Genomic DNA, 15934 nt, shown 5'->3' on the forward strand with positions numbered 1-15934 from the left:
CGCACGCCGTCGGCACGGGTCACCCGCCCGGTCCTCCTCGTCCCGCCCCGGTCCGCCCCGCCGCGGTGGCGACGGCGGCGGCGGAAGCCGGGCCGGACGCCTGCTGGAGCGCCCGCGGCCGGCCGATGTCCAGGGCCGGCCGGCGCGTGTGGACGGTCAGATAGGTCAGGCCCTGGTCACCGGCCCGCAGGGACCGCCGAGTGGCACGCGGCAGCCATACGATCACGCCCGGTGTGAGGGCGCCGCCCGTCGCGTCCGGTCCCGGACCGAGGACACCGCCCCCCGCGACGACGACCAGCAGGACGTCGACGGCCTCTTCGACGTGCTCGTCCACCCCGGCGCCGGCCGGGAGGTGGACGACGTTGGCGTCCAGCCCCCGGCCGGGTTCGGTCAGGCGCCACAGGGCGCCGCGGTGCTGGGCGCCCGCGGTGCCCAGGAGCGGTCCGAGCTCCGCCAGGATCCTGGGGTGCGCCGCCGGCACGCGCGCTGCGGCGGCCAGGCCGGGGGAGTGGTCCACGGCGCCGGTCAGCCGTGGCCGAAGGGGCATCCGCCGCCCTTGCCGCGGTCCTTGGCGTCGTCGTCGAGGTAGAAGTTGGGGCGCTGGTCGGCCTCGTCGTAGTAGCGGTGGAAGACCGGGGTGATGCCGCCGCTGACGGGGGGCACGATCCAGCTCCAGTCAGTGGGCACCGTGCGCCCCTGCTTCTCTTCCTTGTCCAGGTGCGTCATGAAGTGCCGGGACTCGGTGTGGTGGTCACTGATCTTGACGCCGGCCTGGGTGAAGGAGTGCAGGACGGCGACGTTGAGCTCGACCAGGGCGCGGTCGCGCCACAGGGTGAGGTCGCTGCTGGTGTCGAGGCCGAGGTGGGCGGCGATGACGGGCAGCAGGTTGTACCGGTCGGCGTCGACCAGGTTGCGGGCGCCGATCTCCGTCCCCATGTACCAGCCGTTGAACGGGGCCAGAGGGTAGTTGATGCCGCCGATCCGCAGCCGCATGTTGGAGATCGCCGGGACGGCGTGCCAGCGCAGGCCCAGGTCGGCGAAGTCCGGACGGTCGGGGTGGGTGAGGTGCACTTCCAGGACGAGGTCCGGGGGCACGTCGAAGAGCTGGGGCTTGTCCTCGTGGGTCTCGATGACCCAGGGCAGTACGTCCCAGGCGCCGCCGGGGGCCTGCCAGCCCAGGCGCTGAACGGCCTCGGTGAAGTCGGTGTACGTCGGGTCCCCGACGATGTCACCGCCCTCCTGCCGGTAGCCGGCGTAGCGGATGAGCTGGTCGTTCCACACCCGGGGCGCCCGGCGCTCGGGGGTTTCGGGGGCGAAGACGGAGATCGTCGGACGGATGCGTCCGTCGTTGGTCGCCTGGCGCAGGTGCTCGCACAGCTCGTGGTGGATCTGCTCGGGCGTGCCGGCCCGCCGGCGGTCCAGGACGCGCAGGCTCTTCCAGTACAGGCGCCCGATGCAGCGGCTGGAGTTGCGCCAGGCCACCCGGGCCCCGAAGGTGAGCTCGTCGTCGGTGTGGGTGTAGGTGCCGGTCTGCTCGATCTGCGTGCGGACCTGCTCCAGCCGGGCCGCCAGCGGCACGGCCTGGTCGGGGTACTCGCTGTGGTGGAGGCGAACGAACTCCTCCGCTTCGTCCCAGTCGGCTTCGGCGGAATGCGACTGGCCGGCCGGCACGGGTCGGGAATCCGACGTGCCGGGGTCGTCGGTGTCGGCGTCGGTGTCGAGGGTGTAGATGCGAGCCAGAAGCGTTTCGGAGTTCATGGGTTCCTCGCGGGTGGCGTTCGGCTCCGGCGTCCGGCCCGTGCGGCGGGCGGACATGCCGGGTGAGCTGTTGCGCGAACAGAGGCGCGGGCACCCGCGCGGGGGGCATCGACGACTTGAGGGTTGAGCCGTACGCCGCGGGGGTGCCCGCACCGGTCAGGAGCCGGACCGCTGGACCGGCGGGAGCGGTCAGGCGACTGGTTCGCCGGACCGGGACTGGCGCGCGATGGAGGTTCCGAACAGCTCGTCCCAGTAAGGAGCCGAGATGCCGAAGCCCTTGGTGTCGTCGCGGAAGTGATGGCGCATGTGGAGCGAGCGCAGGTGCCGCAAGAGCCGGTTCTTCGGGTTGGCGAGGTGCAGGTACAGGTGGAACAGGTCGTACGTGAGGTAGCCGAAGGTGTAGCCGGCTCCGAAGACCAGCGGCAGCGAGCCCAGCCCGGAGGCCAGGTAGATCGTGCCGCCGACCATCGGAATGCTGAGCAGGGGACTGAGGATGGAACGCCGGGGATCCGTGGGGTAGTCGTGGTGGATCCCGTGCAGCACGTAGTGCAGGCGCGCACCGAAGCCCTTCTCGGGCTCGTAGTGCAGCACGATGCGGTGGCCCCAGTACTCCGACAGCGTCCACGTCACGTAGCCCGCGGCGGCCCATCCGAGCAGCGCCCAGCCACCGGTGTGCTCGCGCGCGACCGAGTACCAGACACAGACGGCGATCACCGGGCTGAACATGGCGATCGTGGTGATGGGGTGGACGTGGATGAGGTGGTCCAGCCAGCGCCAGCCGACGACGGCCGGCGCCTTGCCCCGTTTGACGGCGCCCTTGTAGTTGCTCGGGCGGGCGGGTGTCGCGGAGGTCACGCCCCGGCTCCTTCCGCGGTCGGGACCTTCACCCGGGCCTCGTACGCGATGCGGGCCTGGTAGTCGGTGGTGCGCAGCAGCTGGTCCGCCTTGAGGAAGCGGCCCATCGCGTCCCGCCACGGCTGGGGCAGGAGGAACAGGGAGCGGGTGACCGGGTTGGTCCAGCCCGGCACGTACCGGTTGTAGACGGGCCGGCGGGCGGTGCGCAGGACCGACTTGGCGATGTCACCGGGCGTGAGCAGGGGCACGAAGCGGCCCTTGCCGACACCGGAGGTCAGCTCGGTCTGCGCCGGGATGGGAAGGATGATCGACAGGTCCACGCCGGAACCCCGCAGCTCGGCGCGCACACCCTCGGAGAGGCCGACGACACCGTGCTTGGCGGCGGAGTACGTGGCGCAGCCGGGCAGACCGATCATGCCGACGGCGGAGACCATGTTGATGATGTGGCCGCGGCCGCGCCGGCGCATCGGGCCGATGGCGGTCTTCATCCCGTTGAGGGTGCCCAGCAGGTTGACGCCCAGCTGGTGGGCGGTGTCCTCGGCGGACTCCTTCTCGAAGGGCCCGACGATCATCTCGCCCGCGTTGTTCACGAAGATGTCGATCGGACCGAGGTCGGCCTCGACCGCGTTCCAGAACGCCTCGACGCTGACCGGGCTGGTGACGTCCAGCTCGTAGGCACGGGCGCCGATCTCGGAGGCGACCTTGGCGGCGAGGTCGAGGTTGCGGGCGCCGATGGCGACCTTCGCCCCGGCGGCGATGAACTGCTCGGCGGTGGCGCGGCCGATGCCACGGCTGCCGCCGGTGATGGCAACGATCTTGTTGTTGATGTCCCTGGGCACTGTGGGAGCCTCCAGTAAGTCGCGGTCCGCTCGGGGCGGCGGGTCAGACGAGGGTGCGGAACGTGCGGTTGTGCCAGAGCAACGGGGGTCCGCCGCCCAGGCCGAGCCCGCGGACCTCGGCGGTGAGGATGGTGTGGTCCCCGCCGGGGTACGTGGCCTCGACGGTGCACGCCAGCCAGGCCAGCGCGTCGTCGAGGACCGGGAGACCGTCCACCAGGTGGTGGGCGGTGGCGGCGAAGCGGGCGTCCTGGTCCAGCTGCGGGTCCGCGAACCGCCGGGCGAGATGGGCCTGGTCCTCGCGCAGCAGGTTGACGGCCAGCATCCCGGTGGTACGGATCCGGGTCAGCGTGCGGCTGTTGTTGGCCGCACAGGCCAGGATCATCGGCGGATCCAGGGACAGGGAGCAGACGGCGCTCGCCGTCATGCCCGCCGTCCCGGTCCCGTCGGGTCCGCTGGTGGTCAGCACGGTGACGCCGGAGGGCAGGTGCGCGAGGACGTCCTTGAACTCACGGGCCGTCACCGACGTCCGTGTGGCGCCGGGTGGGGCGTAGGTGGTGGCGCTCGTGAGGGCTCCCGTCACGGTGCGTCCGCGGCCGCGGAGGCACCGACCGGTTCTGCCTCCGGCGTGGTCAGGGTGATGTGCTCACCCAGCAGGCCGCGCAGGATGAGGCTGATCGCCTCGACGAGGGCCTCGCAGGCGATCGGGTCGATGATCGCGGCGAGGCTGGGCATGCCCAGGTCGAAGCGGGCGTGGAACCGCACGGTGGCCGTGCCGTCGTCGTGACCGACCACGGTCCAGGCGCCGTCGAACTGGTCGAAGTCGCCCTCGGTCTGGGTGAACTCGATGGTCAGCGTCGCGGCGTCGATGCGGTCGCGCTCGGTCCAGCACAGGATGCCGTTGCGGAAGTTCACCGACCAGTCCGAGTCCATGGTGTCGCCGCCGGTGTCGGTGACGTTCACCTCGCGGACGGCGTCGGTGTACTTCGGGTAGGAGGCGAAGTCACGCAGCAGTTCGAAGACGTCCGGTGCGGTCGTGTCGGGTATGAGGGCGTCGAGAGTCACCTCGGGCATCAGCGTGTCCCCTTTGTTGAAGCGGTGGCGCGGGCCAGGACGGTGGCCGCGGAAGTGAAGGCGTCGGTGATCCGGTCCACGTCGGCCGGTGTCAGCACTGCGGGCGGGGTCAGGCGTACGACCCGCTGGGCGTTGAGGGAGTGGTTGACGAGCAGCCCCGACTCCATGAGGTTCAGGACGAGTTCGCCGGCGGCGCCCTCGTCGCGCATCTCGACGCCCAGGAGCAGGCCCCGGCCGCGGATGTCCACCACGGCGCTGCCGTACACCGGGGCCAGCGCCGAGCGCAGCCGGTCCAGCAGGACCTCGCCCAGGGTGCGGGCCCGTTCCACCAGGCCCTCGTCGGCGATCGCCGTGACGGCTGCCGCGGCGGCCGCCATCGCCACCGGGGAGGCCGCGAAGGTGGAGGTGTGCAGGAAGGGATCCTTGTCGAAGGGCGCGTACACCTCGGGCGTGGCGACCGCGGCGGCGACCGGGATCACGCCGCCGCTGAGGTTCTTGCCGACCAGCAGCACATCCGGGCGCACCCCCTCGGCGTCGGCGCCCCACCAGGTGCCCAGCCGGCCGAGGCCGGTCTGGATCTCGTCGAGGACGAACATCGCGCCGTGCTCGGCGCACAGCTCCTGCACGCGGGTGAGGTAGCCGGCCGGCGGCAGGACGGCGCCGCCCTCGCCCTGCATGGGCTCGAGGATGACGCAGGCCGGCTCCCCGCCCGCGAGCGCCCGCTCCAGGGCGTCGGCGTCTCCGTACGGGACGTGCTCGGCCGGCAGCAGCGGCCTGAACGGGTCCTGGTACAGGGGCTTGGCGGTGACGGCGAGCGCGCCGGTGGTCTTGCCGTGGTAGCCGCCGACCGCGGAGATCAGGCGGTACTTGCCGTGGGCGCGGGCGAGCTTGATCGCGGTCTCGGTCGCCTCGGCGCCGGAGTTGACGAAGTGGACCCGCTCCAGGCCGGGCGGAGTGACGGCGGCGAGCGCGGCCGCCGCCTTCGCGGCGACCGGTTCCAGCAGCAGCCGGGTGGCCATCGGGTGCCGGCGGATCTGCTCGATCACGGCGTCCACCACCCGGGGGTGGCGGTGGCCGAGGATGAACACCCCGTATCCGCCGCAGTCCAGGTACTCCTTGCCGTCGGCGCCCCACACCAGGCTGCCCTCGGAGGCGACCTCCATGGCGGCGCCGGTCAGCGAGGCCAGGCGCGCACGGCCCTTGCTCAAGTGGCGCCGGTAAACGTCCAGTACGTCCGCGGTCGAGGCTCCGGTGTAGACCGGGGCGTCGGCGCGCGCGGGGGCGGGAAGGGTCAGCTCGCTCATGCCGGCACCCGCTCGCCGGCGAACGCGGGCTGCGGCAGGTCGCGGACCATGCCCTTGGTGCGGGCCATGTAGGTGACCGAAGCCCGCAGCGCGGCCTCCAGTTCCCCGGTGCTCGGAGCCTTCGGGATTCCGGCGCCCTGGCCCAGGCTGGAGGGGAACACGTGGCCGTGGGCGAACAGTGCCGTCATCGCGAGCATGTCGTCGAAGCGGCGCCGCGCCCGGGGGTGCAGGTTCGCGATGAACACCGGACGGATGAGGCGGTCGACCATCTCCGGGCCGACCATGCGCGGCCGGGTGGGAGCGAGGCCGAGCTCGTCCGCGGTGTCACCGACGACCTGCAGGAGCCGCTCGGTGCTCAGCGCGTTGGCGCCCGCGGTGACCCAGACCTCGCCGTCGCGCCGGTCCTCGCGGATCAGTCCGGCGATGGTGGCGGCGACCAGGTCCTGCGGCACGAAGTCGATGGGCGAGGCGGCGGGCACCGGCACCAGCGGAAGCAGTCCGCGCAGCAGCCCGTGGATGATCCCGTGCATGCCCTGGAACGCGGAGATCGCACCGGTGACGGCGTCCCCGATCACCACGGACGGACGGACGATCACCGCCGGGACGCCGGAGGACCGTACGACGTCCTCACCGGCGCGCTTGGAGTCCAGGTAGTCCTCGGGCCGCGCGGTGGCCTCGCCCTGGTCCTGGCCGAGCTGGGCCCGGGTCAGGTCGGTGCGGTCCACGAACGCCGTGGACACGTGGTAGAACACCGCACCCGCATCGGCGGCGAGCTGCACCATCTGACGGGTGCCCGCCTCGTTGAGGGCGTGGGTGGCCTCGGGGCCCATGGAGAAACCGGTGATGGCCGCGCAGTGCACGATGACGTCGACCCGTGCGGCCAGGCGCTTGTAGGCGTCGGCGTCGAGGCCGAGCCGCGGCGCGGTCAGGTCGCCGGCCAGCTGCTCGTCGGCGCCGGCGACCGGGTTGCGGTGGATCAGGGCGATGGTGTGGCAGTCGGGCAGCTGCGGGAGCAGGGCGCTGCCCACGACACCGGACGCACCGGTGAGAAGGACGGTGGGTTGACTGGGCACGATCGAGCACCTCACGGACAGTTCAGCGGACGTACAGGAGTCGAAGCCAGGGGGGAACGCGGCCGGCGGCCGCGCGGGAGGGCACCCTCAGGGGATACGGAGGGGGGAGGTGCCGGTGAAGAACTCGGTCAGCGGGGTGGCCATGCGGGCCCGCGACGGCGGGTGGAAGGACAGGGCGCGACACGCGGAGTTGAGGTAGGCGACGTCGCCGGAGCCGATGAAGGCCATGCCGCCCAGCGACTCGACGCACAGGTCGAGGACCCGGCTGATGGCGTCCTGGGCCGCGTACCGGCACAGCAGGGACCGGGCCAGGGTGTCCTGGGTGACGCCGTTCGTGGCCACCTCGGAGGCGAGCCCCTCCAGCGTGAGGGAGACGGACTCCACGAGGGTCACCGCCCCGGCCGCGACCGCCGCGTCGCTGCGGGGGTTGGCCAGGACGCACTCGACGAGCGCGGAGGCGGCCCCCAGGTAGCTGGCGGTCATCAGCGCCTCGAACCAGACGAAGCCGACGGTCTGCAGCTGGTCGAGCTGCCCGTCGGAGGTGACGTCCGTACGCACCAGCAGCTCGGCCGGCACCTCCACGTCGTCCAGGACGACCTCGTCGCTCTCGGCGCCGGCCAGGACCGGGCTGCCCCAGAACGGCTTCACGGACAGGCCCTTGGAGTCGGCGGGGACCAGCGCGAAGGCCAGGCGCTCCTCGCCGTCAGGGTCGGCCAGCGGCAGGGACAGCGTGAGCAGGTCCATGGAGTGGGCGAGGCTGCACGGCTTCTTCGACCCGGTCAGGAACACCTTGTCGCCGTCGGTACGGGCGGCCAGGGACGGGTTGAGGATGCCCTGGCCCGTGCGTCCCTCGGCGAAGCCGGAGGCGAGCAGCAGGTTGTCCTTCGCGATGGCGGCGAGCAGCAGCCACTCCATGCCCTGGCTGGTGGCCGCGGCCTCCACCAGGGACGCCACGGAGAAGTGGTGCATGGTGGTCGCCACGGCCAGGGACGGCGAGCGCGAGCCGAGGGCGCGCTGCACCCGCAGGGCGGTCAGCAGGCCCGCACCGTGGCCGCCGTGCTCGGCGGGCACCAGCAGGCCGGGACCACCGGCCTCGCGGAACAGCTTCAGAGCGGGGCCGCCGGCGGCCTCCAGCTCGGCCAGGTCGACCGAGGCCAGTTCCTGGTCCAATCCGGGCAGCAATTCCTCGACGACGGCACGTTCACGCTGCAGAAATCGCATGGACCGGGTCTCCCCCACCTGGTAGTTCGACATTTCCGCTCGCCGCCGGGAACGTCACGCAGGCGGATCATTTTCGGACGTCCCCAGGGCACGGCCCACGCTATGAGCCGCCGATGCAGCGTCCGTACAGCGGACCTCTAGGTTCCGCTCATGTGTTCGGCACGACTTTCTGTGACGGTCGCTGCAGGTGCGAACCGGGGCACTCGGTATGGAACGCCGACGGGGCGCGAGCCGTGTCGGCCCGCGCCCCGTCAGGGTTTCCCAGGTGTCAGTCGTGCAGCCCGATCTTCTTGTGCAGCCGGGCGAGGGGGCCCGGGGCCCACCAGTTGGCACGGCCGGCCAGGCGCATGAACGCCGGGACCAGGATGCCGCGCACCAGGGTGGCGTCGACGATCACGGCGAGCGCCAGGCCGACGCCGAGGAGCTTGAGCGGGGTCACGGAGGACGTGGCGAAGGAGAGCAGCACGGTGGCGATCAGGGCCGCGGCCGCGGTGACCAGCCGCCCGGTGCGCTGCAGGCCCCAGGCGACGGCGGAGACGTTGTCGCCGGTGCGGTGGTACTCCTCCTTGATCCGGGACAGCAGGAACACCTCGTAGTCCATCGACAGGCCGAAGGCGACGCAGAACATCAGGATCGGGGTGTCGATGTCGAGCATGCCCGTCGGCGTGAAGTCACCGACCAGCCAGCGCAGGTTCCCGTCCTGGAAGATGTACACCATCGCGCCGAAGGTGGCCGTCAGGCTGAGCAGGTTCAGCACGATGGCCTTGAGGGGGATCAGGAGGCTGCCGGTGAACAGGAACAGCAGCACGATCGTCGACAGCGCGATGATCCCCAGCGTCCAGGGAAGCTTGTCACCGATGGTGGCCTTGGAGTCCACGAGCAGCGCGGCCTGCCCGCCCACGAGCACGGCGTCCGGTGCGGGCTGCGCGCGCAGGGTGTCGACCAGGTCCATGCCGCGCTCCGAGTACGGCTCGGTGTCGGACACCACGGACAGCCAGGTGCCCTGGCCGGCCTTGAACCGCTCGGAGGCCGGGCCCGGCGGAGCGACTTCGGCGCCCTCGCTGTAGGAGCCGGTCACGGCGTCGACGCGGGTGATCCCGGGCACGGTGGACAACTGCTTGGCGTAGTCGGTCACCTTGTACGAGTCCGCGACCGGGTCGATGTCGGGCAGGACCACGTTCAGCGGCGAGCCCTCCCGGTTGTCGAACTCCTCGCGCAGCACCTGCGCACCCTGGTACGCGGGGGAGCTGGCGGGCAGCACCCGGTCGTCGCTGTCACCGAACTCGGCCCGCATGAACGGCAGGCCCAGGGCCACCAGGACGGCCGCGACCGCGAGCGCGAACGGCAGCGGCCGCCGCATCACCGCCATGGCCAGCTTGTGCCAGAACCCCTCGGTGTCGGTGCGGGCGGGGGCCACCTTGGCGTTGCGGCGGAAGAGGCGCCGCAGGTTCAGCGAGTCGATCCGGTGGCCGAGGACGGCCAGCAGCGCGGGCAGCACGACGACGGAGCCGAACGCCGCGAGGAGCACCACGGCGATCCCCGAGTAGGCGAAGGACCGCAGGTGGTACATGGGGAAGACCAGCATCGCCGAGAGGGACACCGCCACCGTGAGCGCGGAGAACAGCACCGTACGGCCCGAGGTGCGCACGGATTCGGCGATCGCCTCGTGGACGGTCCGGCCCCGGGCGAGTTCCTCGCGGTACCGGGTGACGATGAACAGGCTGTAGTCGATGGCCAGGCCGAGTCCCAGGGCGGTGGTGATGTTCACCGCGAAGACCGACACCTGGACGACCATGTCGAGCAGCCGCAGGATGACGAAGGAACCGATCACGGCGAAGATGCCGACGGCCAGGGGCGCGCTGGCGGCCACCACGCTCCCGAACACCAGCAGCAGGATGATCAGCACCAGCGGGCCGGACAGCAGCTCGGCCCGGTTGAGGTCCTCCTCGCTGAGCCGTTCGACTTCCATGCGTACGGCGGTCACGCCGGTCGCGGTGACCTTCAGCGGCCCCCGCTCGCCCACCACCTGCGGCAGGATCCGCGCCGCCGCCTTGCGGATCTGGTCCTCGTCCCCGGCCAGCCGCACCATGATCAGGCCGGTGTTGCCGTCCTTCGAACGGAGGGTGGGGGCCTTGTCCAGCGTCCAGTAGGACGCCGCCTGCACCACCTCCGGCTCGTTGGCCAGGCGCTCGGTCAGCGCCGTCGCCGCCTCGGCGACCTCGGGACCGTCGACGCTGCTCTGCGCCGCGGCCACCAACACCAGGTGCGGGGAGCCGCTCTCGAAACGGGCGTTGAGCAGATCGTCGGCGCGGGCCGACTCCGAGGCGGGGACGGTGATGCCGCCCTCCGACAGACGGCTCTCCACATCGGAGCCGAACGGCACCGCGACGATCAGCGCCGCCAAGGTGAGCAGGAGCACCAGCAGTCTGCGCCGGGCCAGCCAGCGCCCCAGTGCGGCCAAGCCCCTGGGGCTGACCGGCGGCGGGGCCTTGGGCGGAGTTTCGCTGCTGACTGTGGACTGGGAACCCACACTTCCTCCTTGGAGGATGAGATACGAGAAGGGAGATCAGGGAAGCGGCCCGCAGGGAGACGCGCACGCATGGGGGTAGCGGGTGGGAAGGCAGGGGCGGGGGGACCGACGGTGCAAGGTGGTACCCGGCGTCACTGTAGGAACGTCCGCTGCAGCGGCCCGGCAGGGATTGTGCAGGGGACGTGCAAGACAAAAGTCAAGGTCATCCTTGGTGGAGGGGAAGGACGGTGGAGGAGCGGTGGCGCCAGGCCGGAAGGCGCACCTCGGCGTGCAGCCCTCCACCGGGAGCCTCTTCGAGCAGGACGTGACCACTGTTGACACGGGCCAGACTGGCGGCGATGGCCAGCCCCAGCCCGGATCCCTCACCGCTGGTGGCCTTCGCCCCGCGCCAGAACCGGTCACAGGCACGGGCCCTTTCCGCGGCGTTCATCCCCGGACCGGAGTCGATGAACTGGACCGCCACCATCGCCCCGTCGTCGATCAGGCGCACCCGGACCGTGGAGCCGGCCGGCGACATGCGCAGGGCGTTGTCGAGGAACACGTCGAGGATCTGATCGACGGTCCCGGCGACCGCCGACGCGACGAGTTCCCCCTCGCTGTCGATGGTCAGGCTGATGTCCCTCGGTTCCGCCACCAGCCGCCAGGACGCGACCCTTTCCTCGGCGACCGCCAGGACGTCCACGCTCTCGACGTCCTGGGCGCCGGACTCGGCGCGGGCCAGGAGCAGCAGCGCGTTGAGGATGCCGGTCATCCGGTCCACCTCGTCGAGCGCCTGCTCCAGCCCGCGGCTTCCGTCCGGCTCGATGTGGGGCTCCAGGTTCTCCAGACGCAGCCGGAGCGCCACCAGCGGTGACCTCAGCTGGTGGGAGGCGTCGGAGACGAACGCCTTCTGGACCGTGACCTGGTTCTGGACCTGCTCGGCCAGGTGGTTGAAGGTCTCCGCGAGCACCCGCAGATCCGGCGGACCGAGATGGACCGGCACGCGGGCGGTGTGGTCACCCGCCGCGAACCGGCGGGCGGCCGCCTCCAGATACCGCACGGGCCGCAGGATCCAGCGGGCCAGCGGCTCCGCCAGGAACCCGCTCATCGCCAGCGCCAGGGTCCCGATCACGGCCACCACGGCCCAGATCGTCCACTGCTGGAGCGCCAGGTCCTCCAGCGACGAGCACACCACGACGACACCGGCCAGCGTCCTGTCGTGGACGACCGGCACGGCCACGATCAGTTCCCCGGAGGACGACGAGGATTCGGACTCCCGCCGGTCGGAGGAGTCGGTGTACTGACCCTCCAGGGCCGCGCGCACCACCGTGTCCTGCGCGAGCTCCTGCGGCGTCATCCGGCACAACGCGCCCTCCACCGACTGCCCTTGCGCGTTGAAGACGTGCGCGCGGGCGCCGGTGCGGTCCTGGTACTCGGCGATCCGCTGCCTCAGCCCCGCCCGTTCCCCCCTCTCCAGGGCGTCCACCGCGGTGGGCAGCAGCTCACGGGCCTGGACGGCCCGCGTATGCGCCAGCTCCCGCAGCGCCTCGTCGCTGCGCTGCAGGGCCAGTGGCAGTCCCAGGACGGAGACCACCGCGACAGGCAAGGCGACCAACGCGGCCACCAGATGACGTCGCACGCCAGAAATCCCCCTTCATACCGCCCCGGTCACATCGGCCGCCGTCTGGTCACTGCAGGTCCGGCAGGACGAGACGGAAGCCGACGCCGCGCACCGACTGGATCCACTTGCGACTGCCGAGCTTGGACCGCAGGGAACCGATGTGGACGTCCAGCGTCCGGGTCGAGCCGTGCCAGTTGGGGTCCCAGACCTCGTTGATCAGGTCCTCCCTCGCGTGCACCGCTCCGGCGTCCGTCAAAAGGGCCGCCAGCAGATCGAACTCACGGCGCGTCAGGTGGACGGGAGCTCCGTCCATCTCCACCTGGCGCGTGCGTATGTCCACCGACAGGGGCCCGTACGAGCAGAGTTCGGCCGCACCCCCCGCGCCACCCGGCGCCTGCGCGGGCGCCGACGCGTTGACGCGGCGTGCGACGGCCTCCATCCGCGCCAGTAACTCCCGCATGCTGTAGGGCTTGACGAGGTAGTCGTCCGCGCCCGTCTGGAGCAGCAGCACCCGGTCGAGCTCCTCGGACCGGGCCGTCACCGCGATGATCGGGACGGCCGACGTCTCCCGGACGCGCCGGCAGACCTCCTGGCCGTCCAGATCGGGCAGCCCCAGATCCAGCAGTACGAACTCGGTCGACTGGGCCGCCTTCAGCGCCTCGGCCCCGCTGCCCACCCAGTCCACGTCGTGCCCGAACCGCTGTAACGCCTCGGTCAGCGCCTCCGCGATCCGTGTGTCGTCTTCCACCACGAGTACCTGCATGTTTCCGTCCCCCCAAGTCGGGAGCGGGGCCGTCCCCCAGACGACCCGCTCCGACATCGGATGCTACCGATGTGATACGAACGAATGGCGAAACCTGAAAGTAATTGGGCCGTCGAACGTACCCCCACGTCATCGGGTTGCGGACGGTGAAAGGCGTGTCCGTCCGGCGCCTGAGGCAGGCCGCGGCGCCCCCGGAGGCGGAGGATGACCCGACCGGATCGCCCGACCGGACTGCCCAGCCGGATCGCCCAGCCGGATCGCCCGGCCGCTCGCGGCCGCCGCCCAGCGCGAGCGCGGCCTCGGTCGTGAGGCGTTCCGCGGCGGGGTGTACGGCGCGGCCGTGCGGCTGGCATAGGTACACCACCTATGACGCGTTCAGTCTCACACACCGGAAACCGGGTGGGGAGGCCTCACTTGGCGGAGGTTGTCACCGCGGGAAGGGAGCGGGGGCGGCGCGGCGGGGCCGTTCACCTGCCCGCAGGACGGAGTTAAAAGTCGCTGAAAATGCGCAAATTGGCACTATGTCCCACTTGTCTGTTTTCATCCATCTTGCCCCTTGATGGTGTGTCAGTCGGACCCCCGTGGGGCATAATCGGCGACCGGTCGTCTCCGGCAGCGATGGAGCCATCGGGGCGCCGACCCACCCCCGCCCCCACCGGCAGCCTTCCCGCACCGGATCGATCATCAAGGCGTCTCAGATGTCCCTGGCCAGGCGCACCCGCCTCGCGGCCTCGCTCGCCGTGCTCTCCGTCGGCGCCGTCGGCGTGACGACCTGGGCCTACGGCTACGCGACCCCGCAGCAGCTTCCGGCCGCCCCCGCCCCGGCGCCCGTCGTCCGCGCGAGCGTGACCGAGGGCTCGGTCCTCCAGGTCGTGGCGCACCCCGATGACGACCTCTTCTTCATGAACCCCGACCTGAGCCGTTCCATATCCACCGGCATCAAGGTCACGACCGTCTACCTGACCTCCGGCGAGTCCGACGGCAGGAACGAGGCCCACAGCCCGCACCTGGAGGACGCCGCGGGCCCCGCCGACCGCGCCGCCTACGCGGAGGCCCGCCAGAACGGCATACGGGCCGCCTACGCGGAAATGGCCACCGGTGTCCGCAGCAGCGCGTGGAAGCGCAAGGCCGTACCCACCGTCGGCGGCGGGAGCGCGGAGGTGGACGTGCTCGTCGCCAGGCCCGAGGTCCAGCTGGTCTGGATGCAGCTGCGCGAGGCCCGCAGCATCTCCGGCGACAACCCGGACAGCCTCCGCGGCCTGTGGGACGGACGAATACCCGCGCTGGACGCCCAGCTGACCTCCGGCACGCCGGTCAAGCGCTCGTTCTCGTACACCAAGGACCAGGCGATAGACGCCATCGCGAGCGTGTTCGCGATGTACCGGCCGACGACGATACGCACGCAGGACCCCACGCCCGGCAGGGCGGAGGGCGGCGGCGCCTTCCTGGACCACCAGGACCACATGTACGGAGCCCGCTTCGTCCAGGCCGCCGCCGAACGCTACGCGCAGTCCACGGAGCGTCCGCACTTCTCGGTCCAGAACTACGTCAGCTACCCCAACAGCTCCCTGCCCCCGACGCTCGACCCGCGGGCGGCCGAGGAGAAGCTCGGCTACCTCAAGACCTACGCCTGGACCGACCACCAGGACTGGTGCGGCAGCCCCGCCGGCTGCGGCGACCGCAAGACCGCGACCCGGCCCACGGGCGCCGGCTGGAGCCAGACCATCCGCTACAGCCGGGGCGAGAGCACCTCCTGGATGACCGAGGGCGTCTCCGGAAGGCTGTGGGCCTTCACCGTTCTCGACGGCCGCATGGCGTACTGGTCCCGCGGCGGCCCGCAGGCCCCCTGGCAGGGCCCCCGGTTCCTCCCCGGCGGCGGCATCGACACGGGTGCGACGACGGCCCGGCTCTCCGACGGCAGGATCGCGGTGTTCGCCACCCGCACCGCCCTGGGCGCGACACCGCGGGACTACGGCCGGGACGTCGTGTACGCCGTCCAGGACGCGCCCGACGGCGCCTTCGGCCCCTGGCAGTCGCTGGGCACCCCGGACGCGGCGGACAGGGCGGGCACCTCGGCGATCAGCGCACCGGCCGTCGCCGTGGACCCCACGGGCCGCATGACCGTGTACGTACGCGACTCCAGGCGAACGCTGCGCGCCCGGGCCCAGAGCACCCCGGCCGGCGCGTTCGGCGCATGGCAGGCCCTGGGAGGCGCCGCCCTCCAGGGCGACCCCGTCACCGCGACCGACGGATCGGGGCGGGTGCACGTGTACGCGGCGACCGCCGGAACCGTGCTGGCCTGGATCCGGCGGACACCGGACGCCCCGCTCCCGGGCCCCGTCCCCACCGGGCTGCCGCCGACCACGGGCCCGCTGTCGGTCACCCCGGAGGGCGACGGCGTCCGCCTGTACTTCCGTCGGCCCGGCACCGGAACCGTCGGCACGATCCTGGCCGACGCGGGAGGGACCGCACCGACGTTCTCCCCGGTCACCGAGGCGGGCGGCCAGGCCGGCTACGGCGCCGTGGGCGTCGCGGGCCGGCTGCTCGCGGGCCGCGCGGGCGCGGGCACGGTCGGCGTGGCCGGCGTGGACGGCCCGTCGTCCTGGTCCGAGTCCCGGATGCTGTACACGGGCGCCCCGGCGGGCGTGGCCGAGTCGGTCGGCGCGTCCGTCGCGGCCGCGCTCGGACTGGACGCCGAGCTGCACCTCACCACGCTGACGGCGGGGTCCCTGCCGACCGCCGACGGGCCCCTCTCCCCGTGGCACCGGGCGGTCGGTCCCGGCGCGACGGTGCCGGGCGCCCGTACGGAAGCGGCCGCCGCGGGGTCCCGGCAGCCGTAGCGGGCCGGTGCCCTGATCCCCGGACGCCGAGCCCCTTTGAGGCCGAGGCCTCCGGGTGGCCGTGCGGATCGGGGCGGGTG

General features: G+C 72.0%; 13 protein-coding genes. 1 reads left to right on the top strand and 12 read right to left on the bottom strand.

Going from position 1 to position 15934, the window contains the following annotated elements; genetic code table 11:
- Positions 1-19 precede the first annotated feature (19 nt).
- From AC07DU_RS00925 to AC07DU_RS00980, 12 genes are all read right to left on the bottom strand, one after another.
- A complete protein-coding gene (locus AC07DU_RS00925) occupies positions 20-547 on the bottom strand; it encodes a hypothetical protein (protein WP_360895898.1) in 528 nt (175 codons plus the stop codon).
- Positions 526-1758, bottom strand: a complete 1233-nt coding sequence (locus AC07DU_RS00930; RefSeq protein WP_479035030.1) for a nitric oxide synthase oxygenase — start codon at positions 1756-1758, stop codon at positions 526-528. Before AC07DU_RS00930 ends, AC07DU_RS00925 begins: the two co-directional genes overlap by 22 nt.
- Positions 1759-1947: 189 nt before the next feature.
- Positions 1948-2613 carry a sterol desaturase family protein gene (locus AC07DU_RS00935; protein WP_360895892.1) on the bottom strand — a complete coding sequence of 222 codons (666 nt, stop codon included), beginning with the start codon at positions 2611-2613 and terminating at the stop codon, positions 1948-1950.
- Complete coding sequence (locus AC07DU_RS00940; protein WP_360895889.1) at positions 2610-3452, bottom strand: SDR family oxidoreductase; 843 nt, start codon at positions 3450-3452, stop codon at positions 2610-2612. Before AC07DU_RS00940 ends, AC07DU_RS00935 begins: the two co-directional genes overlap by 4 nt.
- Positions 3453-3495: 43 nt before the next feature.
- The gene (locus AC07DU_RS00945; protein WP_453371235.1) at positions 3496-4032 is read right to left on the bottom strand and encodes a flavin reductase family protein; all 537 of its coding nucleotides are present in this window, start codon (positions 4030-4032) and stop codon (positions 3496-3498) included.
- Complete coding sequence (locus tag AC07DU_RS00950) at positions 4029-4523, bottom strand: type II toxin-antitoxin system RatA family toxin (RefSeq protein ID WP_360895883.1); 495 nt, start codon at positions 4521-4523, stop codon at positions 4029-4031. The genes AC07DU_RS00945 and AC07DU_RS00950 overlap by 4 nt, the downstream gene beginning before the upstream one ends.
- A complete protein-coding gene (locus AC07DU_RS00955; protein WP_360895880.1) occupies positions 4523-5827 on the bottom strand; it encodes an aspartate aminotransferase family protein in 1305 nt (434 codons plus the stop codon). Before AC07DU_RS00955 ends, AC07DU_RS00950 begins: the two co-directional genes overlap by 1 nt.
- Positions 5824-6900, bottom strand: a complete 1077-nt coding sequence (locus AC07DU_RS00960; RefSeq protein WP_453371232.1) for an SDR family oxidoreductase — start codon at positions 6898-6900, stop codon at positions 5824-5826. The genes AC07DU_RS00955 and AC07DU_RS00960 overlap by 4 nt, the downstream gene beginning before the upstream one ends.
- A gap of 87 nt (positions 6901-6987) precedes the next feature.
- Positions 6988-8121: an acyl-CoA dehydrogenase family protein gene (locus AC07DU_RS00965; protein ID WP_479108847.1), complete on the bottom strand. Its 1134-nt coding sequence runs from the start codon at positions 8119-8121 to the stop codon at positions 6988-6990.
- 268 nt (positions 8122-8389) lie between these two features.
- The gene (locus AC07DU_RS00970; protein WP_479108850.1) at positions 8390-10582 is read right to left on the bottom strand and encodes an MMPL family transporter; all 2193 of its coding nucleotides are present in this window, start codon (positions 10580-10582) and stop codon (positions 8390-8392) included.
- A gap of 271 nt (positions 10583-10853) precedes the next feature.
- Positions 10854-12269 (bottom strand): sensor histidine kinase, encoded by a 1416-nt coding sequence (locus AC07DU_RS00975; RefSeq protein ID WP_479108852.1) that lies wholly within the window; start codon positions 12267-12269, stop codon positions 10854-10856.
- Positions 12270-12318: 49 nt separating this feature from the next.
- Entirely contained in the window at positions 12319-12999 is a 681-nt protein-coding gene (locus AC07DU_RS00980; RefSeq protein WP_479035013.1) for a response regulator transcription factor, read from the bottom strand.
- Positions 13000-13712: 713 nt separating this feature from the next.
- Here AC07DU_RS00980 and AC07DU_RS00985 point away from each other — a divergent pair.
- A complete protein-coding gene (locus tag AC07DU_RS00985) occupies positions 13713-15854 on the top strand; it encodes a PIG-L family deacetylase (protein ID WP_479108854.1) in 2142 nt (713 codons plus the stop codon).
- The last annotated feature ends 80 nt before the right edge of the window (positions 15855-15934 follow it).

The sequence above is a fragment of the Streptomyces sp. NPDC045695 genome (assembly GCF_056432025.1).